This is a genomic window from Lysinibacillus fusiformis (genome assembly GCF_002845985.1).
In the GTDB taxonomy this organism is placed as follows: Bacteria; Bacillota; Bacilli; order Bacillales_A; family Planococcaceae; genus Lysinibacillus; species Lysinibacillus fusiformis_D.
The window spans coordinates 961,901-987,115 of sequence record NZ_PDFK01000001.1 but is presented as its reverse complement, the minus strand read 5'-3'; the positions used below and the strand labels follow the sequence as shown (position 1 = coordinate 987,115).

The following is a 25,215-nucleotide window of genomic DNA, read 5'->3' as shown; positions in this document are numbered from 1 at the left end:
GAGAGAAATTATGAAATATAAAGGTTGGCTGTTACCACCGGCATTACGTGATTTCCATGAAGGTCGCATTTGGTTAAAAAACCATTCTCCATATTCATCAGCACATATTGATAAGGCAATCGAGCGAAAATATTTTAATTTAATAGAAGGAATTCAAATGAAGCCAGTTATTCGTTGCAATCGCTGCCACAATACAAACCCGCAATTATTCACTCTATTTGATTGTTCAAAATGCCAGCAACAATGTTTATATTGTCGGCACTGTATCAAAATGGGGAGGGTGAGCAGCTGTACGAATTTGATGGTTTGGATTGGCCCTAAAGCCATTAAGACGTACAAGCATTTATTCAAATGGGCAGGGCAATTCACGGAACTCCAACAACAGGCTGCAAATGAAACTTTAGCAAGTGTGGAAGCAAAGCGTTCGCATTTAATTCATGCAGTGTGTGGTGCTGGAAAAACTGAGCTACTTTTTCCAACGGTTTATGATGCGCTAAAGCGAGGGCTACGTGTTTGTATTGCAACACCACGCACAGATGTAGTGTTGGAATTGACGCCACGCTTCCAGCAAGTATTCCCTGAAACTATTATTCATGCATTATACGGTGGTGTCTCACAACAACATGGCTATGCCCAGATGGTTATAGCAACGACCCATCAGCTTTACCGATTTGACAAGGCTTTTGATGTTATCATTGTCGATGAAGCAGATGCTTTTCCTTATACATTTGATGAAACCCTACAAAGAGCAGTAGGAAAGGCTAAAAAAGAACATGCTCCTATTGTATTTGTTACAGCAACCCCATCACCATCATTACTACATGCCTTTCAGCAAGAAAGCTACTCCTTTATTTCAAAACGCTATCACAATCATCCATTGCCAGTTCCTCAAGTGCGTGCTTTATGGGGCTATGATAAAAGCTTCCAGCGAGGTACGATCCCCAAAAGGTTAAAAAAATGGACAGAGGAACGTCTTAGCCAAAAGCAGCCATTTTTAATCTTCTTTCCAACAATCGCCTTAATGAATAGAGCAGAACCCCTTTTTCAGTTGCTAGATGAAAAGATAGTAGCTGTGCATGCAGCAGATTCGGAGCGAAAGGAAAAGGTGCTGAAGCTAAGAAATAAAGAAGTTCCAGGATTATTAACTACAACTATATTAGAAAGAGGCATTACAATTAGCAATGTACAGGTGGCAGTAATCGGAGCAGAGTCATTGATTTTTACAGCCAACGCTCTTATTCAAATTGCGGGTCGTGTTGGGCGGGATAGACAATTTCCTGCTGGTGAGGTCTTGTTCTTTCATCACGGCATCACAATAGAGATGGATGAGGCATGTGCAAAAATTGCTTTATATAATAGAAAAGGATTTCCCCAATGAATAAAATAGAATCGCATTGCTTAATTTGCTCACAGCCGTTGACATCAACCATATCCTGGAAAATGCTGTTAACAAAGCAGTTTTCACCGACTATATGTGATAGGTGTGCTGCTCGCTTTGAACATTCACAGTCAGCTACAGCACTCTATCAGTATAATGACGCGATGAAAGATTACTTACATCAGTTTAAATTTCTTCAGGATGTAGCTCTTGCAAAAGTATTTCGACAGGAGCTTTATGCTCGATTTAGAAAAGAGAAAGCGATGATTCTACCAATTCCCATGCATCCCCTCAAGCAACAGGAGCGTACCTTCTCACACACAGAGGAACTTATAAAGGCAGCTTTTATTCCGTACATTCAGCTATTAGAAAAGACAACAACAGAGACACAAAGCTCCAAAAATAGAGAGCAGCGCATACATGTAGCACCTCTTTTTCGCGTAAAGGTAGGCTCACAAGTAGAGCATAAAGATTACCTTCTTTTTGACGATATTAAAACTACAGGAACAACCATTCAGCATGCCGCAGATGCGCTAATGCAGGCGGGGGCTAAAAATGTCCAATACTTCACATTAATTGAAGGATGAATTTTCCAACGTATTATGTATAATAGATGATGGGTATAGCATTCGTAGATAAGATTTCTTGAAAGAGGAGGAAAAGCAGATGGCTGAGGTTCGCAATTGTCCAAAATGTAATGAATTTTTTAATTATACAGGGGTCCGAGAAGTATGTCATAAGTGTGCACAATCGGAGGAAGAGCTTTATCAAATCGTTTATCGCTTCCTTCGTAAACGTGAGAACCGTGCAGCAACAGTTGAGCGTATCGTAGAAGCAACTGGAGCAGAAGAGGAGCTATTGTATAAATGGGTTCGTAAAGGCCGCTTGCAGCCAGCCATGTTCCCTAACCTTGGCTATCCATGTGATAACTGTGGTCACCTGACAACAACAGGCAAGCTTTGTACAAAATGTCAAGATGAATTAAAGGCAGACTTACGTACATTTGAAGCAGCCAAGGAATTCCGCGACAGTGTAGAGCAACGCGATCGTGTAACCTATCACGCAGAGCGAAAACGCTAATAACGGGAAGTGTGTTAATTTTAAACAAAATTAGCACACTTTTTTATATGTGAAAACTTAACATTATGTGAGACAATCCGAAATAATAGGAAGATAAGATTTTTAGATGGGGGGGTTCAAAATGAAAATTACATCTTATGGAATTAATGCAGTAAACGCCTATAAAAACCAAGTACGTAACGTTAAATCAGATACAAACAAAGCATCTTTTGCTGATAAAATTGAGATTTCGAAAGCTGCTCAAGATATGAAAAGCGTATCAACATACAGTACAGAGCGAGCTGACCGCGTACAACAGCTGAAAAAAGACATTGATTCTGGTGAATACAAAGTAGATGCTCGCAAAGTAGCAGAGGATATGCTGAAATATTATCGTTTCTAGGGAACAGCAGAAAGGGTGTATAGCGATATGTCTGTAGAAGCGATTAATTCTACATTAACGATGCTAGAAAGAATGCATAAAAGTTTACTTGAACTAGCCTTGAAAAAAACAGAAATCATTAAAGCTGGCGATATCGAAGCTCTAGACCAATTGCTCAAGGATGAGCAGGCACACATAGCGGCCATCGATAAGCTCGAGCAACAGCGTCAGAAACAGGTAACGGACTACCTCGAAGCAAAGGGACTTGCTTCATCTGACAAAACGACTGTCGCAGATGTCATCGAGGCTGCTGACCAACAGGCTGACAAAGCAACCTTATCAGTAGTTCGCGATCGTTTACTGCAAATTATCACTGACCTACGAAAACAAAATGACTTAAATCAAAAACTTGTTTTCCAATCACTACAAATCGTCAACCTAACATTAGATGCTGTAAGACCTCGCACAGAGCAAATGAACTACTCTAGCAACGAGGTTCACGGCACAAATAGCATAGCTAAAAAATCATATTTCGATTCACAAGCCTAAAAGGAGGAAGAAAAATGCGCTCAACATTTATGGGCCTAGAAGCAAGTAAACGCGGCCTCTTCGTACAACAAACAGCTTTATACACAACAGGACATAATATTTCCAATGCCAACACATTAGGTTACTCACGCCAACGAGTAAACATGCAAGCAACACCAGGTTTTCCAACAGCGGGCTTAAACCAACCAACTTATCCAGGACATCTTGGTACTGGGGTTGAAGCGGGGTCTATCCAACGTATTCGCAGTGAATTTATTGACCGCCAATATCGTCAAGAGACGAATAAGTTAGGTTATTGGGAATCTAGAACAAATGCCATTTCTCAAATGGAAGATGTTATGAATGAGCCTTCGGAATTCGGTTTAGATAAAGCTTTCGAACAGTTTTGGAAGGGACTTGAAGATGTGGGGACGAAGCCTGCAGATGGTGCTTCACGTAAAGTAGCCGTTAGTCGTGCGGAGCACTTAGCTGATTCTTTAAATTACCTTGATAAACAGTTAAAAATGATTCAGGGTAATCTTGGAAATGAACTTAATGTTTCGACAACTCAAATTAATACTATCCTTAAACAAATTGCTGCCGTTAATAAGCAAATTCAAGAGGTTGAACCTAGTGGGCATGTACCAAATGATTTATATGATGTGCGTGATACTCTAGTTGATAAACTAAATGAGTATATTCCAGTATCGATTGAACGTATTCCTTCTGGTGGTTTAGCATCAGAGGTTGCAGAAGGAAGCTTAAAAATTACTTTTAAAGGTAATGACGGTGTTATCAGAGATTTAGTAAACGGTAAAGATTTCGCTCAATTTACAGCAATGGGTACAAACGGCACGAAGGTGACTGGCGATGAAATTACAAATTCTTTCTCTGAACTACAATTAACAGGATTGGAATCTTTAGATGCGCATGAAGCGGGTGCTGTCACTAGTGCACAAACGGCAATTAAACAGCAAGACTTTGAAGCATCAAAAGGAAAATTACTTTCACTAATTAATTCGTATGGTTATCAAAGTGCGGGTGGCGATATTAAAGGATACTACACAGAAACTTTACAAAAATTAGATCAATTAGCCAATGCATTTATTAAAGAATTCAATGCGCAGCATGCAAAAGGTTATACCCTTGAAGAAAAAGATGCGAATGGAAACATCATAAATCCTTCGAAACCAGGTGGCGTTTTCTTTGAAGGAACTGGTGCTGGTGGAATCAAGGTTAATGAAGATATCTTAAAAAATCCTAACCTTTTAGCAGCATCTTCTGACCCAACAGAAGAAGGAAATGGTAAGAATGCTTATGAACTTGCCAATATGCAGCATAAATTATATGCAGATATAGATAATGCAAGCTTACAATCATTCTATCAAGCGATTGTCGGAAAAGTTGGTGTAGATGGTGAAGAGGCATTACGTATAGCTGCGACTTCTGAATCCCAACTTCTGATGGTATCTAATAGTCGCGATGCTGTAAGTGCGGTTTCTTTAGATGAAGAAATGACAAATATGATTACTTTCCAACAGGCGTATAATGCAAATGCACGTATGATTACGGTTGTCGATGAAACATTGGATAAAATTATTAACGGTATGGGCCGAGTTGGTTTATAACAATAGAATCAAGTAAATAATGACCAATTTATCAACCTACAAGAAGGAGGCTTTTTACAAAATGCGTGTAACACAATCAATGCTATCAAATAACATGCTACGAAATTTAAATAACAGCTATGGTAAAATGTCTAAGCTACAGGACCAAATAAACTCAGGTTCAAAAATCACTCGTCCATCCGATGATCCAGTTATTGCAGTAAAGGGTATGGGCTATCGTCGAGATTTAGCTAAAGTAGAGCAATACACTCGTAACACGATTACGGCAAGTAGCTGGTTGGATTCGACAGATGAATCTCTTAATCAGGTTGGCGAGCAAATGAAGCGAGTTCGTGAACTTGTTATTCAAGCTGCCACTGATTCAAATACATCAGAGGATCGTGACAAAATAAAAAAAGAAATTGACCAAATTCGCCAACAATTACAGGATGTAGGAAATACGAATATTGGTGGCAGTTACATATTTAGTGGAACTAGAACTAACGAGCCTTTATTTATTGGTGGAGTCATAAATCCGAATACTAATCAAGAAGGTGTAAAAATAGAAATTTATGATGGTATCCAGCTTTCTGTAAATACCCCAGGGAAAGATTTATTTAATAATATAGATGATATGATGGGGAAAATTTCGGATTTATTAGGCGACCCAACAAAAACAGGTGAAGAAATTGCTAGCATGCTTGGCGGGGTATCCTCAGCTACTACAAATGATGATATTACAGCCATGCATAATAAAGTTTTAGAAGCACAGGCAGATATCGGTGCACGGCAAAACCGTGTAGAAATGATGGAAAATCGACTAGGTATACGTGAGGTTAACGTCACAAAACAACTCAGGGATAATGAGTCTGTCGACTATGCAAAGGCCATTACTGAAATGGTGACACATGAATCTATTCATCAGGCTGCACTTTCAGTAGGTTCTAAAATCATTCAACAAACATTAGTGGATTTTATCCGTTAATATAATTTAGGCGTTTGGACACTTTGTTCAAACGCTTTTCTTGAAAGGAGAGCTAGTATTGTGAGGCTACCACAAATACAAATTCGCACAATCGATGCCAAAATTGATCTTCACATTGGTAAACCTCAGCAACATATTGAACAGCCAAAGGCGACACAGCATATTGAACAACCAGCCGCTATTTTAGATATAAATACAACGAGAAGTGTTTTGAAAATTGACTCCTCACAGGCAAGAAGAGACATAGGAATGATTGGTCCTTTAGAATCAAGTGCAAATTACGCAGAAAAAGGAAAACAAGAGGCAATAAAAGGAATGGCACGCAGAGCACAAGAGGGACGTCAAATGATGGAGAACGCTGGAAAAGATCAAGGACGGGCAATAGTTCAAAATATAGCTAAACAAAACCATGGTCCACACCGTGTACAATTTAATGTCAAATTTGTACCATCCGTAGGATCAGTCAAAATTAATTACACACCAGGTACAACGGATGTCAATATTCAACGAAGAGAACCAGTAATTGACGCTAAAGTGAACAAACCTATACATGAATACACACCAGGAAAAGTAACTGGTACAATGATACAAAGACCAGATGTTGACATCGATGTCATCATTTAAAGGAGAGTTTATAAATGAAAATTGCTACTAAATTTTTAGGAGAAGTAGAAATTGGTGAACAAGATATCCTTACATTTGAGCATGGTTTACTAGGATTAGAGGAGGAGAAAAAATTTGTTTTGTTACCGATTGATGCAGACCTTCCACTTGCATTATTACAATCTGTTCAGAATAAAGAAATTGGTTTTGTCGTAGCCTACCCTTTTGCATTCAAACAAGATTATAGCTTTGATATTAGCGAAGAAGATCGTGAGCAATTACAAATTGAAAAGCAAGAAGATGTTCTTCCATATGCTATTGTAACATTAAAAGAAGCATTTCAAGAATCTACGATTAACTTGCTGGCACCTGTTATTATAAATATAGAAAAAAAACGCGGTAAGCAAATCGTTCTTCAAGACAATAAAGCCTTTCCATTACGTTATCCAATGCTACCATTGGAAGGAAGTGCGAAATAATGCTAGTTCTTTCACGAAAAAAAGATGAGTCAATTATGATAGGCGATCAAGTTGAAATAAAAATATTAGCAGTTGAGGGTGACCAAATCAAACTGGGGATTGTTGCACCGAAAACGGTGAAAGTACATCGATCAGAAGTTTTTGAAGCAATCCAAGCGGAAAATAAAGAAGCCCTTTCTGTAACATCAAACTTTTTAGAGCAATTGAAGAAAAAATAATAAGAGATATATGTTTATTTTGAAATAATTACATAAAAAATAAAAAAACTTTCTAAAAAACTATTAAACATTTCCAACTAATTACGATATATAGTTTGTAAGGGGCAGGAAGTACATACATACTACCTAATCCGAAATTCCACACGGATGTGGAATAACACACTAAAAATTCAAGGAGGAATTCCAAATGAGAATTCAACACAACATTTCAGCTTTAAACACACACCGTAACCTTACTTTCAACAACACTCAAGCTTCTAAAAACCTTGAGAAACTATCTTCAGGTTACAAAGTAAACCGTGCGGGCGATGACGCTGCTGGTTTAGCAATCTCTGAAAAAATGCGCGGACAAATCCGTGGTCTTGATATGGCTACTAAAAACGCTCAAGACTCAATCTCTTTAATCCAAACTGCTGAGGGTGCTCTTAACGAAACTCACGCAATCCTACAACGTATGCGTGAATTAGCAGTACAATCTGCAAACGATACAAACGTAACTGCAGACCGTACAGCACTTAACAAAGAAGTTACTGCATTAAAATCAGAAATCGACCGTATCGCTAAAAACACAGAGTTCAATACTCAAAAATTACTAGATGGTTCATTCTCTGGCAAGAAATTCCATATCGGTGCTAATGATGGCCAAGCTATTACATTAAAAATCGGAACAATGGGTACAGCTGGTTTAAAAATCACTGGTAAAATTGATTCTCAAACAGCTGCTGACAAAGCAATTAAAAACTTCAACGAAGCTTTAGAATTAGTTTCTTCTCAACGTTCTGATTTAGGTGCTGTTCAAAACCGTTTAGAGCACACAATCAACAACTTAGGTGCTACATCTGAAAACTTAACAGCTGCTGAATCACGTATCCGTGATACAGATATGGCTAAAGAAATGATGGGCTTCACTAAGAACAATATCTTAATGCAAGCTGCTCAATCTATGTTAGCTCAAGCTAACCAACAACCACAAGGTGTACTTCAATTATTACAATAATTGATTAACTTTTAGCATAAAATATTAAAAGCTTGAACGAAATTTCGTTCAAGCTTTTTTTAATAAAAAATTTAAAAATCCTTTTTTATACCGATATAATCAAAGAAGTAAGACACTTTTCTGTAAAACAAATCTGATTTAATAACCCTTTTTTTAAAAGAGAGCCTCACCAAGGTTAACCAAGGAGACGACTTTATGGAAGATTTAGATATAATTTATTTACAAACAAAAAATGATAAGCCAAATGCAAAAGTAAATGGGTATTTTTTACATAGTAATTACAATCCTGAAGCAGAAGCTGATAAATACATAGATAAGAACTATAAAGAAGGATATTTAAATATACTGTTTGGCTATGGACTAGGGTACATAGCTAATGCTATTGCAAAAAAGTATGGAAACACTGATATTTTAGTGTATGACCCTTTATTTAGTAGTTTAAATATTGAGGGTAAAGATAAAATTGAAGGCGTTTTTTCTGATTTACAGGACTTTTATATGCGTTCAGAAGATTATATAGCTGATTTTGATCGTAAAGTCAATATACTGCTCTCACCTAATTATGACAAAATTTTTGACAAGGAATATAAAGAATTTCTAGACTTTATTCGTCATATACAAATTGAAGATATTGTGAATGAAAATACAATAAGATTTTTTGGCGATTTATGGCAGGAAAATTACATTATGAATTTATATTATGTTCATAAAGATCAGAGTTTAAAGGAACTTTACAATAAATATGATTGCCCAGTAATTTTAGCTTCGGGAGGTCCTTCATTAACAAAACAGTTACCACTGTTAAAAAAATTGAAAGATAAATGTTTGATAATTAGTGCAGGATCTACCATCAACTCTCTACTGGCAGCAGAAATTACACCTGACTATGTAGTAACAATGGATGGAGGAGAAAGTAATTATTTACACTTTAAAAACATTAAAAATAATGCTTTCGATTTGATTTATGGTTTAGGGAATGCATGGAAAATAGAACGAGATTTTAAAGGAAACCGCTATAGTTTTTGTTTTTATGGAGAAGATAGTATACAAAAACGTATTAAAGAAGGGCTAGGTAAGGATTTACCAATGCTATCAACTGGTGGTACAGTTGCTATAACTGCATTAGAAATAGCAAGTAAAATTAGTACAGGACCAATCGCAATTATTGGACAAGATTTAGCTTATACGAACAATAAATCCCATGCAGAAAATAATAATCATTATAGTGAGTTAACTGATGAATTTTTCAAGAAAGACATGACTTTTGAAGTAGAAGGATACTACGGCGAACCTGTAAAAACGAATCACCAATTTAACAGTATGAGGAAGAGTATAGAAAAATTATATATAATGTTGCACAAACAACATAAAATTTATAATTGTACCGAAGGTGGCGTAAAAATTAACGGTATCCCACAATTAGATTTTGCAACATTTTGTGAAAACTATATGTATCAGACAAATAATATTTCAAAATTGGAACTTAAAAATGAAATAGATAATAGCGTTGTCAATTATAAGCAATTTATGAGTCGAGAAATAGAAGTCTATTTAAAAATAAAAAAATTACTAGTAGAAGCGATTCAACTGTTAAAAGAAGAAAAAAATAATACGGTATTTTCAGCTAGTACATTAAAAAAACTAGATAAAATCGATTCTAAATTGAAAGAATATTATCCACTAGTAATTATGGAAAGAATCATTGACCCGATTACTATGGATGTGATGAGAATGACTATAGATAATAAACATTTAGAGACAGTAGAAAAATTTAAACAAATTCATAAACAAAATATGTATCTTTATGAAAATATTTTAGAGGCAACAGAAAAATCTTTAAAATATACAAGAATAGCATTAGAAGAATTCGGGGGTTGTTAAAATGGACAAAATAGAGATTGTAGATGAATATTACAAATATATAGCTAAAATTCCAGCAGGGTTACAATATATTGCTGATAGTTTAAGATCTGGCAATGTTCCGACAGCTTTAAATGAAATATTGAATTTTTCAGAGGGAATTACTTGGATAAAACAAATGGAAGAAATACTAACGGATCAAGGGGTTAATACAAATTTAAACAAACAACAATTAGAAGAGTATTTAAACCTTATAAATGAAGGTTTAGAAAAACAGGATTTTGTCCTTGTAGCTGATATTTTTGAATATGAAATGTTGCCATATTTTGAACAAATTATAGCTTGAAATTAATATCAATTAAGAGATAGTTAAAATAAGAACACTTTTTGAATGTATATTCTAATTCAAAGAGTGTTTTTTCGTCTATCTATTAAAATGAACATTTGCTAAGGAGGAAATGTGTAGAGTAAAAAGGAAAAAGTGAAATATGTACAAATAAAAAGTGGATATTGCATTAAAAATTATATTTATTTTTCAAAAGTAGAAATACGTTAAAATTATCCGATATAATATTTATATGATACATAATAAGGGGAAATACTAATGAGTGTTTTAAAAGATAAAGTGGTATTAGTAACAGGCGGTACAGGCTCTTTTGGTAAAAAATTCATCAGGAAAGCACTTACATTAGGTGTAAAAAAAATTATCGTTTTTAGTCGTGATGAGTTAAAGCAATATGAAATGAAGCAAGAGTTCCAAGATGAACGAATCCGATTCTTTATTGGTGATGTGCGGGATAAAGACCGATTATATCGTGCCTTTGATGGTGTGGATATTGTCATTCATGCAGCTGCTATGAAGCATGTTGATGCATGTGAATATAATCCTTTTGAGGCGGTAAAGACAAATATTCATGGAGCTCAAAATATTATTGAGGCAGCTATCGACCGTGGTGTAGAAAAGGTAATTGCGCTTTCAACGGATAAGGCATGTAGCCCTGTGAATTTATATGGTGCGACAAAATTAGCATCTGATAAATTATTCGTCGCTGCCAATGCTTATGTAGGAGAAAAGAAAACAAGATTTGCAGTTGTACGCTATGGCAATGTAGTAGGAAGTCGCGGTAGCGTAGTACCATTCTTTAAAAAGATTAAAGATACAGGTAAATTACCTATTACAGATGAGCGTATGACCCGTTTCTGGATTACCCTCGATCAAGGGGTACAATTCGTATTAGATAATTTGGAACGAATGTACGGTGGGGAAATCTTTGTGCCGAAAATTCCAAGTATGAAAGTTACAGATTTAGCTAAAGCGATTGCTCCTGAATGTGAAATAGAAGTTATTGGAATTCGCCCTGGTGAAAAACTTCATGAAGCAATGATTATGGAAGATGATGCTCGGCATACATTAGAGTTTGATACATATTATGTCATTCAACCTGAATTTTCTTGGTGGTATGCTGATAAGTTTGAAGGCGGTATTCCTCTACCAGACGGCTTTGCTTATACAAGTGATAATAATAAAGAATGGTTAAATGTTAAAGATCTAGTGAGAATGATAGGAGAAAAAGACATATAATGAATACTGAACCTCGGTATACAGTTGTGTATGGTATAGGTTACGCAGCAAAAGTTTTAATAAACTATTTGGATTGGTTTGAGAATATCCAAGTGGATTATGTCTTTGTAAGTTCAGGGCATAAGAAAGAACAGAAATATTGTTATCATAGTAAAAGTGGAAAAATGAGAAGTGTACCTATAGTTGAACTTAATGAAATAAGTTTACTAAATGATAATGTTGATATTTATTTAACTGTAGTTTCCCATAATGAAGAAGTATTTAGTTCTCTTATGAAAACGGGTTATAAAAATATTGTAAATATACAGTCTATAGAGAACTATGAAGATCCATTTTTTGAAGAATATTTTAAAAAATTCAACATCGACCTTTCGAAAGAAATAATTGATTTTAATGGTATTCAAATATATAACCCTATACTATTTAATAGTGATTTAAAAGGTGCTTTTTTTGAAACAGTAGGGGATGAATTATCACCTAGCATTTTAAACGATTTTTCATTAGTAGTAGATGGTGCTTATGAGTTTGAAGATGTTCACCTCGAAGAAGGAGATTATATAATCGATGCCGGTGCAAATATAGGGTTATACTCTTGTTACGCAGCTAGTATGGGGTGCACAGTATATGCTTGTGAGCCAGGGAAAAAATCACTCGAGATATTAGAAAAACAAAAAAAGATATATGACAATATTCAAATAATACCGTATGGTTTATCAGACCATCAAGGGTACATGGATTTATTTGAATCAGACACAGGAGTACTAGACTCTTTTTATATGAATCGTGGAAATGATCAAATAAGATCAGTTCCTATTGATACAATAGATAATTTGGTTGAAAAAAAGATGATTAAGAAAGTAGATTATATTAAGGCTGATATCGAAGGTGCAGAACGATATATGCTTATAGGGGCTCAAAAAACTTTAAAAGAAATGGAGCCAAAATTATCAATATGTACGTATCATTTCCCAGAAGATGCGCAAATTCTCGAAAAAATAATAAAAGATGCTAACCCAAAATATGTAGTTAAGCATAATTGGAGAAAACTATATGCGTATGTTCCAAAATGAATTAGTGGTGAATAATAATGAGTATGGAATTTAAATTATTAGATGAAGATGGTTTAGATTTAGTAATGAAATGGCGCACTAGTGAACACGTAACTAAATTTATGTATACGGATATCGAGCCTGATTTAAACAAGCAAAGAAAATGGTTTGAAAAGATAAACAAAGATTATACTCAATTAAATTGGGTTATCGTTTATAAAGATAGCCCTATAGGTTTAATTTCATTAAATAATATTGATTACATACATGAGAAAGCCAGTTCAGGCTTTTATATTGGTGAATTAGAATATTCTATTGTTTCAAGCCGTATCCTGCCTTATTTTCTAAATTTTTATTTCTTCGAAATGAAGTTTAACAAATTAGTAATTGAAGTTCTCTCTATAAATGAATCTATGTTGAAAATGGACTATCATTATGGATTTAGAAAAGTAGGTACGTTAACTCAGCATATAAAAAAAGATGGCGTATATTATGATGTAGAAGTTCTGGAAATCTTAAAAGATAAGTGGATTAACAACTATCAAAAATATCATAAATTAAGGGCTCCATTCGAATTGAGAGGAAAAAATAGCAATGAATAATTTAAACAAGTATAACAATGTTTTTAAAGAGTGTTTTAATATTACCGAGGACCAATTAAATGAAACGTTAGTATATAACTCAATAGAAGAGTGGGATTCTGTAGGGCATATGGCAATGATTGCTGAATTAGAAGATGTGTTTGATATTATGCTTGAAACAGATGATGTGATTGAGTTTAGCTCATATACGATTGGTATAGAAATTTTAAAAAAATATGATGTTGAAGTATAAAGTAGGAGGTAGTTAGTATGCTTTTAAGCGGAAAAGTAGCGGTTATAACAGGATGTAATCGGGGAATTGGAAAAGCCATTACAACTGTATTTGCTAAACAGGGCGCTAATATAATTGCATGTGCTCGAAAAAGTACTGTGGAATTTGAAAGCTACTTAACTAATCTTCAAAACGAGACAGGTGTTCTAATAACACCTGTCTATTTTGATATTAGTAAGGAAGATGAAGTTAAATTAGCCATAGAAGAAATAAGAAATCTGTTCTCTACGATTGATATATTAGTTAATAATGCTGGGATAGCTGGGGATACAATTTATCAAATGACTACAATGGAAACACTTGAAGAAAAAATGAAAGTGAACTTTTATGGCCCTTTTTTATTGACTCAATATATTACGAAATTAATGAGAAAAAGTACAGCGGCATCTATTGTAAATATTACATCTATTGCAGCCGATGATAGTTACAAAGGGATGATTTCCTATACGGCAAGTAAGGCTGCATTTAACGCCTTTACTAAAACAATAGCGAATGAACTAGGTAATGTTAATATAAGGGTAAATGCTATTGCTCCAGGTTTTACAGAAACCGATATGGTATCAAATGCAATCACAAATAAAGAATTTTTGACACAACTACAAAGTCATTTAGCTTTAAAACGTTTAGCTAGACCTGAGGAAATTGCAAATAGTGTGTTATTTTTGGCATCTGATTTGTCATCCTACATTACTGGACAAATATTACGGGTAGATGGGGGACTTTTTAATGATTAATGCAAGCTTAGTAGAAAAATTAAAGAAACAAGCTAGTCATATGAGAATAAATGCTTTGAAATTAGCAAATGCTTCAGGGAATAATGCTGCTCACGTAGGTCCGGGCTTATCCATTATTGAAATTTTAGCTGTTTTGTACGGTCACACTATGAATATTAATAGTAAAAATTCTTTAGACGAAGGTAGAGACCGTTTTATTTTAAGTAAAGAACATGGGGTATTAGCTTACTATACTGCTTTATATGAGAATGGAATTATTACAGAGGAAGATTTAGCTAGTTTTATGAATACAGGTAGTGCCTTTTTAGGTCATCCAGTAATGAATCGTAAAAAAGGTATTGAATTTACAAGTGGTAGTTTAGGAATGGGCTTATCATTGGCTATCGGTGTTGCGATGGGATTAAAACGTAAGCAATTATCAAGTCATGTTTATGTATTATTAGGTGATGGTGAGAGTAACGAAGGGTCGATTTGGGAAGGGTTTTTATCTGCTCCACATTTTAAATTAGATAATTTAACAGTCATTATTGACCGGAATGGTATTCAGTTAGGTGGTAAAACGAACGATATTTTACCAATGAATCATTTGGAGAAAGTACTAGAAGAGATGGGCTGGGCTGTCTCCACTGTAGATGGGCATGATATTGAGGCATTAATAAGTGTATTTGATAGTGTTTCTCATAAACCTAGAGTAATAATAGCTAATACTATTAAAGGCAAAGGTGTTTCTTTTATGGAGCACAATATTGATTGGCATCATGCTGTGCTAACGGATAAATTATTTAACGAAGCGATAGAAGAGCAGGTGAAAGAAAATGAATAATACATTAAAAAATCATAAAATGTTAGCACGTTTAGGTCAACGAGGCACATTTGGAATGGTCATGTTAGAGAAGGCCAAAAAAAAGGAAGATTTATTGGTGATAACAGCAGATGTATCTATTCCAGCAGGCTTAGATCGTTATAGAAAGCAACATTCTGACAAATTTATTGATGTAGGAATTGCTGAACAAAATATGATTGGTATAGCCGCTGGTTTAGCCAGTGAAGGTTTTGATGTTTATACAACAACATATGCTCCATTCCATACGCTAAGATGTTTAGAACAAATTCGAATGGATATTGGTGAAATGAAACATCCAGTAAGAATGGTAGGATTATCTAGTGGTGTAGTATTAGGTATGATAGGTAATATGCATTGTAGTTTTGAAGATATAGCTGTTATTCGTGCTATCCCTAACATAGCAATTATTTCACCTGCAGATTCTTTTGAATTAGTAAAAGTATTAGAGGCTCTGGAAAGTTATCCTAATCCAGTATATCTTCGATTGACTAGTGGAGCGCCCTCTCCAATTATTTATAAAGAGGATTATAATTTTGAAATCGGAAAAACTATCTCAGTGAAAAATGGCGAAGATATCGCGATATTTGCTACGGGTTCCATTATAAGTGAGGCAATAAAAGCTGCAGAATTATTAGAATTAGAAGGCATTAATACTGAAGTAATTAATGTCCATACTATCAGACCTTTAGATAATGAAGGTATAAAAATGGTTATTAAAGATAAAAAGCTTCTTGTAAGTATGGAAGAGCATGTAATTGCTGGAGGGCTAGGTAGCGCCATATCCGAAGCAATAGCTATGGAGGTTAAAAAGCCTCCTCACTTAATGATAGGATTACCTAGTGATTATAGCAGAGCAGGAATATATGAAGAGATGCTAGACTATTACGGATTAACTGCTAATAAAGTTGCTAAAAGTATAAAGGAAACATTAAATAATATTTAATTATTTATTGGTGTGGTAGATGCTATCACACCTTTTCCTATAAAGAAGGAGCGAGCTTATGGAACTTTTTAATTTAGAGAGTAGTGATGTGGCGATTATTACAAATGAACAAACATATGCTTTTAGTGAAATTCCTAAAATTGAATTTCGTAGTACAAGCAAAGAGTTAATATTGATACTATGCCAAAACACAATAGATATTTTAGCTACTTATATTTCAGCTATGAATAGCAAGCATGCGGTTATGCTGATTAATGAAGGTATTAATCATGAATTACTAGCAAACATTATAAAAACATATCAGCCGAAATGGATTATTGGATTAAAGAGCCATGAAGGATATGAAATAAATGAAAATCAATTAATAAGAACAAAAGAAATAGTAACCAATATTCATCCTGACCTTGCAATTTTATTAAGTACTTCAGGTACAACTGGTAGTCAAAAGTTTGTTCGTCTTTCCTATGACAATATTAGGGTAAATGCTGAATCTATTATAGAGTATCTAAAAATTAATCAAAATGAACGAGCAGTTATGAATCTACCACTTTCTTATTCATATGGCATGTCGATTGTGAATAGTCACCTTTTAGCAGGTGCTTCAATTTTATTGACTGATGAAAGCGTGATGGAGAAGTCATTTTGGGAACTTGTGAAAAAACATAAAGCAACTTCAATTGCAGGTGTTCCATTTACATATCAAATGTTACAGCGTATAGGCTTTACAAAAATGGAGTTACCTTATTTAAAGACAATGACACAAGCTGGGGGACGATTAAATGAAAAGCTTGTAAAGCATTTTGCAGAATATGCAAAAGAACAAAATAAGAGATTTTACATAATGTATGGTCAAACTGAAGCTGCACCACGTATTTCATATATTCCTTATGAAAAAGTATTAGAGAAGTCTAGCACAATTGGTATTGCTATTCCTGGTGGCAAACTTTCTATAGATGTAGAAACCGAGGAGTTAATTTATATGGGTGCTAATGTCATGATGGGGTACGCTGAGAATTTATCAGACTTAGCAAATGGCTATGAACTTAATGGGGTACTATATACTGGCGATACAGCAATCATTGATGAAGATGGATACTTTACAATTACAGGACGAATGAAGCGTTTTATTAAGTTATTTGGTTTGCGCATTAATTTAGATGATGTGGAGAAGAAACTTGAAGAAGAACTACAAATACCTTTAGCTTGTACTGGATCTGACGATAAATTAATTGTAGCTATTGAACAAGCTGATTATGTTGAAAAAGTAAAAGAAGCGATTGAACATTTATATAAGCTTCACAAAACGGCATTTAAAGTCAAGGTGATTGATGAAATTCCACGTTTTGTAAGTGGAAAAACCGATTATATGAAGCTAAAGGAGAGCTGTTTATGACGGTCCCTTATCATTTAGTACAGGCCGAGAAAGAAATTGAACTAGTAGTTAAATTAAATGAACTAACTAGATGGCACACTGAAAATTGTCATGAATATAAATCAATGCTAGAAAAAAGCAATGCATTACTAGAAGCAAGTTGTTTAGAAGAAGTACCATTTTTACCTGTGCAGTTGTTTAAGCTAATGAATTTAAAATCGGTTTCTCAAGAGAACGTTGTAAAAGTGCTAACATCAAGTGGGACAACGGGACAGCAAGTATCTAAAATTTACCTCGATAAAGAGACATCGATTGCACAGACAAAAGCACTTGTAGAAGTGATGAAACCTATTTTAGGTAATAGACGTTTGCCAATGATTCTGTTAGATACGAAATCTGTGCTAAAGGATCGAAAATCATTTAGTGCACGTGGAGCGGGAATTTTAGGGTTCTCTAATTTCGGTCGCAAACACTTTTATGCTTTAAATGATGATATGACATTGGATGTTGAAGGTTTACAAGCGTATTTAAAAGAATACGAAGGACAACGTATATTACTGTTTGGTTTTACATTTATGATATGGCAGTACGTTTATAAAGAAATAAGAGATAAAGGTTTAAATATTAATTTTGGTGATAGTGTACTTATTCACGGAGGTGGATGGAAAAAGCTTAAGGATGAGGCGGTTGATGCTTTGACTTTTAATCATCTTCTTAGTAAGCAATTAGGCATTCAAGAAGTACATAACTATTATGGCATGGTTGAACAGGTCGGTTCAATTTTTGTAGAGTGTAATGAAGGACATTTACATGCACCGAGCTATGCTGATGTGATTATTCGTAATCCGATTACGTTTAATGTTTTACCTGTAGGACAACAAGGTTTAATTCAGGTAGTGAGTGAATTACCAAAAAGTTATCCGGGTCATTCTTTATTGACAGAAGATTTAGGAACAATTCATGGTATTGATGATTGTCCATGTGGATGGAAAGGAAAGTATTTTAGTGTAGTTGGACGTATCCCGAAGGCAGAATTACGCGGTTGTAGTGATACTTTTCAAGGAGGTGTGCGTTTGTGAAAATATTTTGGCCAAAGAATGGGAATTTTGATAATGTACTATGCAACTTGAATAATCAAAAATTGAATCAACCTTTTGCTGAAGAAGTAATTGCTTTTACACAAAGTTTATCGAAGCGTTTTGTACGGATGCGATACATGCCTGAAGTTGTAGCACTTGGTTACTGGCTTCGAAAATCAAATATTAAGCAAATGCAAGCAGAGTTTGAAAAGGCTACTAAGGGAAAAGTAGTTCGTGGGCGAGGTACAGCTTTTCATATCGCTCCTTCAAATGTTGATACTATTTTCGTTTATTCATGGATGCTGTCACTTCTTGCAGGGAATCGCAATATCATTCGTATTTCAAGTAAAACGGAAATAAATGAGTTATTACAAGTGATTTTAGAAGAGTTACCTAATTATAAATCGTTAGCGGAACAAATAATAATTTGTACATATGGTCATGATGAGAGTGCAACAGAAATGCTCAGTCTAACATGTCATACACGTGTTATTTGGGGAGGGGATGAAACGGTAAAAGCCATTCGTAAAATTCCCCTTGCACCACTAGCAAATGAATTAGCATTTCCAGACAGATTCTCATTAGCCATATTAAACTCCGAAAAAGTTATGTTATTAGATGATGAGGCACTAGATGCATTACTTGAGCAATTTTATAACGATGTGTTTTGGTTTGACCAAATGGCATGTTCATCACCAAGACTTATCGTTTGGATAGGTGAGAAAATAGAATCTTTTTGGACGGCATTTGAACGTAAAATCCAGAAAAAGCAACATGAGTTATTAGCAGCAACGCAAGTATTGAAATATTCGACAAGTTTACAATTAGCCGCGGAAAATTATGTAGAAAAAGTAGTACCTATAACGAACTTTTCACGTATAAAGCTAAATGATGTGCCAAGAGATGTACGTGAAAAGCATTGCGGTGGTGGCTTGTTTTATGAGTATGAAGTTGAAAACTTAATAGACTTAGAACAAATTATAATCGATAAAGATCAAACAATTGCATACTTTGGTTTTGAGAAACCTGAGTTAAAGGAATTAGTAGAATCAATTTCTACACGAGGGATAGATCGAATTGTCCCAATCGGGCAAGCGCTAAATTTTGATGGTGTTTGGGATGGACAAAGTTTCTTAACATCGTTTACGAGGGAAGTAATAATTTTATAAATGGAGAGTTTAACTATGAAAACAATTGTAATTATCCAAGCAAGAATGGGCTCCTCTCGTTTGCCAGGGAAAATTTTAAAACCGCTTGGAGATGTAGATGTTTTAAGGTACGATATCACGCGCTGTCGTGCTATCAAAGGTGTTAATGAAGTTATTGTTGCGACAAGTACTTTAAAACAAGATGATGCAATTGCAAATTGGTGTGAACAGCAACAAGTTGCATATTTCAGAGGTTCTGAGGGAGATGTATTAGATCGCTATGTTCAATGTGCAAAGCAATACAAACCTGATTATGTGATGCGTGTAACATCGGATTGTCCATTTGTTGACTATGAAATGGCAAGTGATATTGTAGAATTAATTCTAAAAGAACGTAAAGATATCGTGTTAATTGACGGGCAATTACCTCGAGGATTAGCGGTAGAACTTATTTCATATGAAGCACTTTTATATATTCATAAAGTAGGGCTAGAATCTCGACATCGTGAGCATGTTACTTATTACGCCTATGAATTTGCTGAAGAATTTGAATCAGTTACATATAAAGCGCCAGCAAATCGTATTGCGCCAGAACTACGCATTACGCTAGATACAATCGAAGACTATAAACTGATTTATGAGGTGGCAAAGCATTTCAACAACCCATTAATTTCAAGTAAAGATGTGATTCAATTTTTAAAAGATAATCCTGAAGTTGCAAAACTAAATGCTCATATCGAGCAAAAGCCGGTGATTTAATGAAAGTCATTATTCGTACAGATGCATCTATTGAAATCGGTAGTGGTCATGTTATGCGTTGTTTGACAGTTGCAAAAAATTTGCGTGTGAATGGATGTGAAGTAATCTTTTGGATGCAAGATTTACCTGGAAATCTAATTGATTACGTAATCAGTGAAGGTTTTGGAAATATTTTTGAAGCAGAGCAAGCAGACATATATATCATTGATCATTATGGGATTGATAAAGAGTGGGAGTGCAAAATACGTGTATTTACAAAAAAAATTGTGGTAATTGATGATTTAGCGAACCGTAAGCATGATTGCGAGTTGCTTCTGGACCCTAATGTATTGCCAAATTTTGAATCACGATATGACGATTTAGTGTCTGATGCATGTATAAAGCTATTAGGTCCAAAATATTTAATTATGCGTGATGAGTTTATTGATGCAAGACGGCTATTGCGCAAGAGGAATGAGCAAATTGAAAATTTACTCATTTTTATGGGCGGTTCGGATCCAACGAATGAGACGATGAAAATTTTGGAGGCACTTGAAGAATTTCAGTTTAAACATATTGATGTAGTTGTTGGAAATGGTAATGTTTTTAAGGAACAAATTCGGGAGATTTGTGAAGAGCGTGGGTATGACTATCACTGTCAAATTAATTATATGGCAAAGTTAATGCAACAGGCTGATTTTGCTATTGGTGCGGGGGGAAGTACAACATGGGAACGTTGTTATGTTGGACTACCTTCATCGAGTACTATTGTAGCTAATAATCAGAAAGAAGGGACAGAATTTGTTGCAGAACTTGGCATAGTTATTAATCTGGGATGGCATAAAGACGTGACATCGGAAACTTATAAACAGTTATTAAAAAATTTACAGATTAAAGATTTAAGTGAAAAAGGGCTTATTCTAACTCAAAATGAGCAACCAAATGAGTGGGTTTATAAAATATTGGAGTTGATAAAATGATTAAAATAGGAAATAGAGAAATTGGTCGTCATACGAAGCCATTTATTATTGCAGAAATGTCAGGTAACCATAATCAATCATTGGAAAGAGCATTACATTTAGTAGAGCTAGCCGCAGAAGCAGGTGTTGACGCTCTGAAATTACAAACCTATACACCTGATACAATTACATTAGACGTTCATACAGGTGAGTTTTTCATCCAAGAAGATGGAAATCTCTGGAGAGGTAATTCTTTATATAATTTATATAAAGAGGCTTATACACCTTGGGAATGGCATAAGGAGATTTTTGCAAAAGCACAAGAACTTGGTCTCCTTGCTTTTAGTTCTCCATTTGATGAGACAGCAGTGGATTTCTTGGAAACATTGAATGTACCAGCATATAAAATTGCCTCATTTGAAAATGTAGATATCCCATTAATTAAAAAAGTTGCGCGAACAGGAAAACCAATGATTATTTCCACAGGTATGGCGACTGCTGCTGAACTAGATGAAGCAGTTCGTGCTGCTCGCGAAGAAGGTAATAATCAAATCATATTACTGAAATGCACTAGTACATATCCTGCTACACCTGCTAATTCAAATTTAGTAACTATACCACATTTGAAAGAAATGTTTAGTACAGAAGTAGGTTTATCAGATCATACAATGGGGGTTGGTGTATCGGTTACTGCAGTGGCACTTGGAGCAACGGTAATTGAAAAGCATTTTACAACATCTCGGGCTGAAGGAGGGGTTGATTCTGCATTTTCAATGGAACCACATGAATTAAAAATGTTAGTGGAAGAAACGGAGCGTGCATGGCAAAGTTTAGGGAATGTGAGTTATGGACCAACAAATGCGGAGAAGGAATCAGCAAAATTCCGACGTTCTTTATATATAGGCTCAGATTTAAAAGCTGGTGATATTTTAACAGAACAAAATGTTCGCAACGTTCGACCAGGCCTTGGTTTGCCAACGAAGTACTATGATTTAGTGATTGGTAAATCGATTAAGCATGATGTAAAAAAAGGAACTCCATTAAGTTGGGATTTATTACTATGATTGATTCACCTCGATTTATCTCATATGGCAGTCAAAGTATAGATGAAGATGATATTCAAGCAGTTATTGAAACATTGCGTTCACCAAACTTAACTCAAGGACCGAAAATTGCACAGTTTGAGCAAGCTGTGGCAGATTATGTTAGTTCAAAATATGCAGTAGCATTCTGCAATGGAACAGCAGCTTTACATGGTGCTTGTTATGCTGCTGGAATTGATGAAGGGGATGAGGTCATTACGTCTCCTATTACCTTTGCTGCAAGTGCAAACTGTGTACGCTATGTTGGCGGAACAGTTGTTTTTGCGGACATCGATGAACGTACTTATAATATTAACCCTGAACAAATCCGTTCTAAAATTACATCAAAAACAAAGGCAATTATTCCAGTGGATTTTACAGGACAACCTGTTGATATAGATGTCATTATGGATATCGCAAGGAAGCATGAACTCGTCGTAATTGAAGATGGTGCTCATTCATTTGGTGCTAGTTATAAAGGGCGAAAGGTTGGAACACAGGCGGATATGACAATGTTTAGTTTTCACCCTGTAAAGCCTGTGACAACAGCAGAAGGTGGCATAGTTGTTACAAATAACGAAAATTATTATAAAAAACTAGTAAAGTTCAGAAGTCATGGAATTGAGCCAACAGCTTATGCTGAAGAACAAGGTGACTGGTATTATGAAATGACAGAATTAGGTTATAATTTTCGTATGACAGATTTACAGGCAGCCCTTGGTGTTTCACAAATGAAGAAACTTGATTATTTTATTAAGCGGAGACAAGAAATTGCTGCAAAGTACAATGAAGCATTAGGAAATGTGACTGGAATTACAATACCGAAGCAACTAGAGGATACTGAATCTGGCTGGCATTTGTACATGATTCAATTAGATGAAGCAAATCGGAAACAAGTATTTAATGCTATGCGAGCTGCAAATATTGGTGTCCATGTTCATTACATACCTGTTTATTGGCATCCGTATTATCAAAAGCTTGGTTATGAGCAAGGACTATGCCCAGTAGCAGAGGAATGGTATAAAAAAGCGTTAACATTGCCTATACATCCTCGTTTAACTGATGAAGATATTAACTATATAGTGAGTATATTAAAAGAATACATTTGATGAGGAAGTATTCTTTTAATATGAAGTTATTATCATTTATATTAACTGTAGTTGAATAGAGTGAGAACAATTAATAGAAGATACCACTATCTATTTTTAAAACTATCAATAAATTATTCAAAAAAGAAAAGTAAGCATATGTTCAGATTAAAAAAATAATGTATATTAATATTAAATTATAAAAAGGGTGTAGGAAATGAGACCTATTTTAGTTCCTGAATATATACAAGATTTCAGTTGTATAGGTAGTGCTTGTGAAGATACTTGTTGTGCTGGTTGGAATATAACAGTTGAAAAGAAAACATATCAAACGTATCGTAAAGTGCGTCAGCCGGAGATGGCAGAAAAACTATTAAAATATGTAAAACGAAATCGTAAAGGTCATGATGACTCTAATTATGCAAAGTTCATTTTAGATGATAATAAAAACTGTCATATGATGTTAGAGGACGGGTTATGTAGTATTCATAAAGAATTAGGAGAAGAGTTTTTATGTAATACTTGTGCTGTTTATCCTCGATTCCTTACAAGTGTAGGGAATGTAACAGAAAAAAGTTTAACATTGTCTTGCCCAGAGGCAGCACGAATTGTTCTATTACGTAAAGATGGAATCGGTTTTATAGAGACAGAAGAACCAAAAAATACGCGTGGACTAATAAATAAGGACCTAAAATTAGAAAAACACCCTCATTTTTGGGATTTGCGTATTTTTACAATTCAGCTTCTTCAAAGTCGCCAACAACCTATTGAGATTCGTTTAATTATTTTAGGGCTATTCATACAAAAAATTGAACAATTAAAACCGAATGAATTGGAACAAGAATTACAAATGATAATGCAAGATTATCTAAATCGTTTAGATAACGATGAATATATTAAATCGTTAGAAGATATTAAGGGTAATTTAAATTTTCAATTGAATTTAGCACGTGCATTAATTCGCCTTCGTATTACAAGTGGTATTGCTTCAGAAAAATATATCACTATTCTTCATCAATTAATAGAAGGCTTAGCTTTGGAAGAGGATGAAGAAAAAGAATTACGTGATATGGAAGCAACAGTATTGAAATACAAAGAATCCTATACTAATATATATGAACCATTTATTAAAGAAAATGAATATATGTTTGAAAATTACATGGTGAACTATGTATTTAAAAATCTATTTCCCTATGATTGTAAGACATTCTTTGAAAGTTATATGATGCTTGTTGTCAATTTTACGTTAATTAAGTTGCATCTAATTGGTATGGCCGCTAAACAACAACAATTAACACAAGAAATGTTTATTGAATGTGTACAACAGCTTGCGAAGGTGATTGAACATACCCCATCTTATTTGCTAGATGTTCGTGAGGGTATGATGAATTTAGGTTATACAACAATGGGGCATATGTTTGTCATGATTAGTAAGTAGAGCTACCGTAATTTTTTATAAATGCTTTTTATAATAGTTAAAGATTCAAAGAAGCCCCTTATTCAGGTAAATATCATCTGAATAAGGGGTTTTTTTGAGAAAGGTATCATCTAAAGTAGTTTGCTGTAAAAAGGTGAAACATTTCTAAAAACTTCCGATACTAGATATAAGAATACGAAATGTTTGGGAG

28 protein-coding genes are annotated in these 25,215 nt (G+C 34.6%); all 28 read left to right on the top strand.

Annotated elements, in window-relative coordinates; genetic code table 11:
- Positions 1–10: 10 nt before the first annotated feature.
- Positions 11–1,378 (top strand): ATP-dependent helicase ComFA, encoded by a 1,368-nt coding sequence (locus tag CRI88_RS04940; RefSeq protein WP_101966446.1) that lies wholly within the window; start codon positions 11–13, stop codon positions 1,376–1,378.
- On the top strand, positions 1,375–1,965 hold the full coding sequence (locus CRI88_RS04935; protein WP_036121092.1) for a ComF family protein: 591 nt from the start codon (positions 1,375–1,377) through the stop codon (positions 1,963–1,965). Before CRI88_RS04940 ends, CRI88_RS04935 begins: the two co-directional genes overlap by 4 nt.
- Before the next feature lie 79 nt (positions 1,966–2,044).
- The gene (locus CRI88_RS04930; RefSeq protein WP_036121090.1) at positions 2,045–2,458 is read left to right on the top strand and encodes a TIGR03826 family flagellar region protein; all 414 of its coding nucleotides are present in this window, start codon (positions 2,045–2,047) and stop codon (positions 2,456–2,458) included.
- A gap of 121 nt (positions 2,459–2,579) precedes the next feature.
- Complete coding sequence (gene flgM / locus CRI88_RS04925; protein WP_036121087.1) at positions 2,580–2,840, top strand: flagellar biosynthesis anti-sigma factor FlgM; 261 nt, start codon at positions 2,580–2,582, stop codon at positions 2,838–2,840.
- A gap of 27 nt (positions 2,841–2,867) precedes the next feature.
- Entirely contained in the window at positions 2,868–3,368 is a 501-nt protein-coding gene (locus CRI88_RS04920) for a flagellar protein FlgN (RefSeq protein WP_101966445.1), read from the top strand.
- Positions 3,369–3,382: 14 nt separating this feature from the next.
- Positions 3,383–4,975 carry a flagellar hook-associated protein FlgK gene (flgK, locus tag CRI88_RS04915; RefSeq protein ID WP_101966444.1) on the top strand — a complete coding sequence of 531 codons (1,593 nt, stop codon included), beginning with the start codon at positions 3,383–3,385 and terminating at the stop codon, positions 4,973–4,975.
- A gap of 61 nt (positions 4,976–5,036) precedes the next feature.
- Positions 5,037–5,939 (top strand): flagellar hook-associated protein FlgL, encoded by a 903-nt coding sequence (gene flgL / locus CRI88_RS04910; RefSeq protein WP_089934776.1) that lies wholly within the window; start codon positions 5,037–5,039, stop codon positions 5,937–5,939.
- Between the two features lie 60 nt (positions 5,940–5,999).
- Complete coding sequence (locus tag CRI88_RS04905; protein WP_089934778.1) at positions 6,000–6,563, top strand: DUF6470 family protein; 564 nt, start codon at positions 6,000–6,002, stop codon at positions 6,561–6,563.
- Between the two features lie 14 nt (positions 6,564–6,577).
- Positions 6,578–7,021: a flagellar assembly protein FliW gene (gene fliW, locus CRI88_RS04900; protein WP_101966443.1), complete on the top strand. Its 444-nt coding sequence runs from the start codon at positions 6,578–6,580 to the stop codon at positions 7,019–7,021.
- Positions 7,021–7,239 carry a carbon storage regulator CsrA gene (csrA, locus tag CRI88_RS04895; RefSeq protein ID WP_089934782.1) on the top strand — a complete coding sequence of 73 codons (219 nt, stop codon included), beginning with the start codon at positions 7,021–7,023 and terminating at the stop codon, positions 7,237–7,239. The genes fliW and csrA overlap by 1 nt, the downstream gene beginning before the upstream one ends.
- Before the next feature lie 187 nt (positions 7,240–7,426).
- Positions 7,427–8,236 carry a flagellin N-terminal helical domain-containing protein gene (locus CRI88_RS04890; protein ID WP_089934783.1) on the top strand — a complete coding sequence of 270 codons (810 nt, stop codon included), beginning with the start codon at positions 7,427–7,429 and terminating at the stop codon, positions 8,234–8,236.
- Between the two features lie 195 nt (positions 8,237–8,431).
- Complete coding sequence (locus tag CRI88_RS04885; protein WP_089934785.1) at positions 8,432–10,117, top strand: motility associated factor glycosyltransferase family protein; 1,686 nt, start codon at positions 8,432–8,434, stop codon at positions 10,115–10,117.
- A 1-nt stretch (position 10,118) separates the two neighbouring features.
- Positions 10,119–10,442 (top strand): DUF8042 domain-containing protein, encoded by a 324-nt coding sequence (locus CRI88_RS04880; RefSeq protein ID WP_089934787.1) that lies wholly within the window; start codon positions 10,119–10,121, stop codon positions 10,440–10,442.
- 258 nt (positions 10,443–10,700) lie between these two features.
- The gene (pseB, locus tag CRI88_RS04875; RefSeq protein ID WP_089934790.1) at positions 10,701–11,678 is read left to right on the top strand and encodes a UDP-N-acetylglucosamine 4,6-dehydratase (inverting); all 978 of its coding nucleotides are present in this window, start codon (positions 10,701–10,703) and stop codon (positions 11,676–11,678) included.
- Positions 11,678–12,748 carry an FkbM family methyltransferase gene (locus CRI88_RS04870; protein WP_101966442.1) on the top strand — a complete coding sequence of 357 codons (1,071 nt, stop codon included), beginning with the start codon at positions 11,678–11,680 and terminating at the stop codon, positions 12,746–12,748. The genes pseB and CRI88_RS04870 overlap by 1 nt, the downstream gene beginning before the upstream one ends.
- A 17-nt stretch (positions 12,749–12,765) precedes the next feature.
- Complete coding sequence (gene pseH / locus CRI88_RS04865) at positions 12,766–13,329, top strand: UDP-4-amino-4,6-dideoxy-N-acetyl-beta-L-altrosamine N-acetyltransferase (protein WP_089934795.1); 564 nt, start codon at positions 12,766–12,768, stop codon at positions 13,327–13,329.
- Positions 13,322–13,561: a hypothetical protein gene (locus CRI88_RS04860; RefSeq protein ID WP_036167149.1), complete on the top strand. Its 240-nt coding sequence runs from the start codon at positions 13,322–13,324 to the stop codon at positions 13,559–13,561. Before pseH ends, CRI88_RS04860 begins: the two co-directional genes overlap by 8 nt.
- Before the next feature lie 17 nt (positions 13,562–13,578).
- Positions 13,579–14,334: an SDR family NAD(P)-dependent oxidoreductase gene (locus tag CRI88_RS04855; protein ID WP_101966441.1), complete on the top strand. Its 756-nt coding sequence runs from the start codon at positions 13,579–13,581 to the stop codon at positions 14,332–14,334.
- Entirely contained in the window at positions 14,327–15,157 is an 831-nt protein-coding gene (locus tag CRI88_RS04850; protein WP_089934797.1) for a transketolase, read from the top strand. Before CRI88_RS04855 ends, CRI88_RS04850 begins: the two co-directional genes overlap by 8 nt.
- Positions 15,150–16,121: a transketolase family protein gene (locus CRI88_RS04845; RefSeq protein ID WP_089934798.1), complete on the top strand. Its 972-nt coding sequence runs from the start codon at positions 15,150–15,152 to the stop codon at positions 16,119–16,121. Before CRI88_RS04850 ends, CRI88_RS04845 begins: the two co-directional genes overlap by 8 nt.
- A gap of 58 nt (positions 16,122–16,179) precedes the next feature.
- Positions 16,180–17,514 (top strand): AMP-binding protein, encoded by a 1,335-nt coding sequence (locus tag CRI88_RS04840; RefSeq protein WP_089934803.1) that lies wholly within the window; start codon positions 16,180–16,182, stop codon positions 17,512–17,514.
- Entirely contained in the window at positions 17,511–18,572 is a 1,062-nt protein-coding gene (locus CRI88_RS04835) for a LuxE/PaaK family acyltransferase (RefSeq protein WP_089934807.1), read from the top strand. Before CRI88_RS04840 ends, CRI88_RS04835 begins: the two co-directional genes overlap by 4 nt.
- Positions 18,569–19,741, top strand: coding sequence for an acyl-CoA reductase (locus CRI88_RS04830; RefSeq protein ID WP_089934811.1), 1,173 nt, complete (start codon positions 18,569–18,571; stop codon positions 19,739–19,741). Before CRI88_RS04835 ends, CRI88_RS04830 begins: the two co-directional genes overlap by 4 nt.
- 15 nt (positions 19,742–19,756) lie before the next feature.
- A complete protein-coding gene (locus tag CRI88_RS04825) occupies positions 19,757–20,479 on the top strand; it encodes a cytidylyltransferase domain-containing protein (protein ID WP_101966440.1) in 723 nt (240 codons plus the stop codon).
- Positions 20,479–21,438: a UDP-2,4-diacetamido-2,4,6-trideoxy-beta-L-altropyranose hydrolase gene (pseG, locus tag CRI88_RS04820; protein ID WP_089934813.1), complete on the top strand. Its 960-nt coding sequence runs from the start codon at positions 20,479–20,481 to the stop codon at positions 21,436–21,438. The genes CRI88_RS04825 and pseG overlap by 1 nt, the downstream gene beginning before the upstream one ends.
- On the top strand, positions 21,435–22,481 hold the full coding sequence (gene pseI, locus CRI88_RS04815; protein WP_089934815.1) for a pseudaminic acid synthase: 1,047 nt from the start codon (positions 21,435–21,437) through the stop codon (positions 22,479–22,481). The genes pseG and pseI overlap by 4 nt, the downstream gene beginning before the upstream one ends.
- Positions 22,478–23,608 (top strand): UDP-4-amino-4,6-dideoxy-N-acetyl-beta-L-altrosamine transaminase, encoded by a 1,131-nt coding sequence (pseC, locus tag CRI88_RS04810; protein WP_101966439.1) that lies wholly within the window; start codon positions 22,478–22,480, stop codon positions 23,606–23,608. The genes pseI and pseC overlap by 4 nt, the downstream gene beginning before the upstream one ends.
- 196 nt (positions 23,609–23,804) lie before the next feature.
- Complete coding sequence (fliB, locus tag CRI88_RS04805; protein ID WP_089934816.1) at positions 23,805–25,025, top strand: flagellin lysine-N-methylase; 1,221 nt, start codon at positions 23,805–23,807, stop codon at positions 25,023–25,025.
- The last annotated feature ends 190 nt before the right edge of the window (positions 25,026–25,215 follow it).

What these genes read in the sequence shown, in the direction of transcription:
- CRI88_RS04940 (WP_101966446.1), top strand. Translation starts at nt 11, where the DNA reads ATGAAATATAAAGGTTGGCTGTTACCACCGGCATTACGTGATTTCCAT.
- CRI88_RS04935 (WP_036121092.1), top strand. Translation starts at nt 1,375, where the DNA reads ATGAATAAAATAGAATCGCATTGCTTAATTTGCTCACAGCCGTTGACA.
- CRI88_RS04930 (WP_036121090.1), top strand. Translation starts at nt 2,045, where the DNA reads ATGGCTGAGGTTCGCAATTGTCCAAAATGTAATGAATTTTTTAATTAT.
- flgM (WP_036121087.1), top strand. Translation starts at nt 2,580, where the DNA reads ATGAAAATTACATCTTATGGAATTAATGCAGTAAACGCCTATAAAAAC.
- CRI88_RS04920 (WP_101966445.1), top strand. Translation starts at nt 2,868, where the DNA reads ATGTCTGTAGAAGCGATTAATTCTACATTAACGATGCTAGAAAGAATG.
- flgK (WP_101966444.1), top strand. Translation starts at nt 3,383, where the DNA reads ATGCGCTCAACATTTATGGGCCTAGAAGCAAGTAAACGCGGCCTCTTC.
- flgL (WP_089934776.1), top strand. Translation starts at nt 5,037, where the DNA reads ATGCGTGTAACACAATCAATGCTATCAAATAACATGCTACGAAATTTA.
- fliW (WP_101966443.1), top strand. Translation starts at nt 6,578, where the DNA reads ATGAAAATTGCTACTAAATTTTTAGGAGAAGTAGAAATTGGTGAACAA.
- csrA (WP_089934782.1), top strand. Translation starts at nt 7,021, where the DNA reads ATGCTAGTTCTTTCACGAAAAAAAGATGAGTCAATTATGATAGGCGAT.
- CRI88_RS04890 (WP_089934783.1), top strand. Translation starts at nt 7,427, where the DNA reads ATGAGAATTCAACACAACATTTCAGCTTTAAACACACACCGTAACCTT.
- CRI88_RS04885 (WP_089934785.1), top strand. Translation starts at nt 8,432, where the DNA reads ATGGAAGATTTAGATATAATTTATTTACAAACAAAAAATGATAAGCCA.
- CRI88_RS04880 (WP_089934787.1), top strand. Translation starts at nt 10,119, where the DNA reads ATGGACAAAATAGAGATTGTAGATGAATATTACAAATATATAGCTAAA.
- pseB (WP_089934790.1), top strand. Translation starts at nt 10,701, where the DNA reads ATGAGTGTTTTAAAAGATAAAGTGGTATTAGTAACAGGCGGTACAGGC.
- CRI88_RS04870 (WP_101966442.1), top strand. Translation starts at nt 11,678, where the DNA reads ATGAATACTGAACCTCGGTATACAGTTGTGTATGGTATAGGTTACGCA.
- pseH (WP_089934795.1), top strand. Translation starts at nt 12,766, where the DNA reads ATGAGTATGGAATTTAAATTATTAGATGAAGATGGTTTAGATTTAGTA.
- CRI88_RS04860 (WP_036167149.1), top strand. Translation starts at nt 13,322, where the DNA reads ATGAATAATTTAAACAAGTATAACAATGTTTTTAAAGAGTGTTTTAAT.
- CRI88_RS04855 (WP_101966441.1), top strand. Translation starts at nt 13,579, where the DNA reads ATGCTTTTAAGCGGAAAAGTAGCGGTTATAACAGGATGTAATCGGGGA.
- CRI88_RS04850 (WP_089934797.1), top strand. Translation starts at nt 14,327, where the DNA reads ATGATTAATGCAAGCTTAGTAGAAAAATTAAAGAAACAAGCTAGTCAT.
- CRI88_RS04845 (WP_089934798.1), top strand. Translation starts at nt 15,150, where the DNA reads ATGAATAATACATTAAAAAATCATAAAATGTTAGCACGTTTAGGTCAA.
- CRI88_RS04840 (WP_089934803.1), top strand. Translation starts at nt 16,180, where the DNA reads ATGGAACTTTTTAATTTAGAGAGTAGTGATGTGGCGATTATTACAAAT.
- CRI88_RS04835 (WP_089934807.1), top strand. Translation starts at nt 17,511, where the DNA reads ATGACGGTCCCTTATCATTTAGTACAGGCCGAGAAAGAAATTGAACTA.
- CRI88_RS04825 (WP_101966440.1), top strand. Translation starts at nt 19,757, where the DNA reads ATGAAAACAATTGTAATTATCCAAGCAAGAATGGGCTCCTCTCGTTTG.
- pseG (WP_089934813.1), top strand. Translation starts at nt 20,479, where the DNA reads ATGAAAGTCATTATTCGTACAGATGCATCTATTGAAATCGGTAGTGGT.
- pseI (WP_089934815.1), top strand. Translation starts at nt 21,435, where the DNA reads ATGATTAAAATAGGAAATAGAGAAATTGGTCGTCATACGAAGCCATTT.
- pseC (WP_101966439.1), top strand. Translation starts at nt 22,478, where the DNA reads ATGATTGATTCACCTCGATTTATCTCATATGGCAGTCAAAGTATAGAT.
- fliB (WP_089934816.1), top strand. Translation starts at nt 23,805, where the DNA reads ATGAGACCTATTTTAGTTCCTGAATATATACAAGATTTCAGTTGTATA.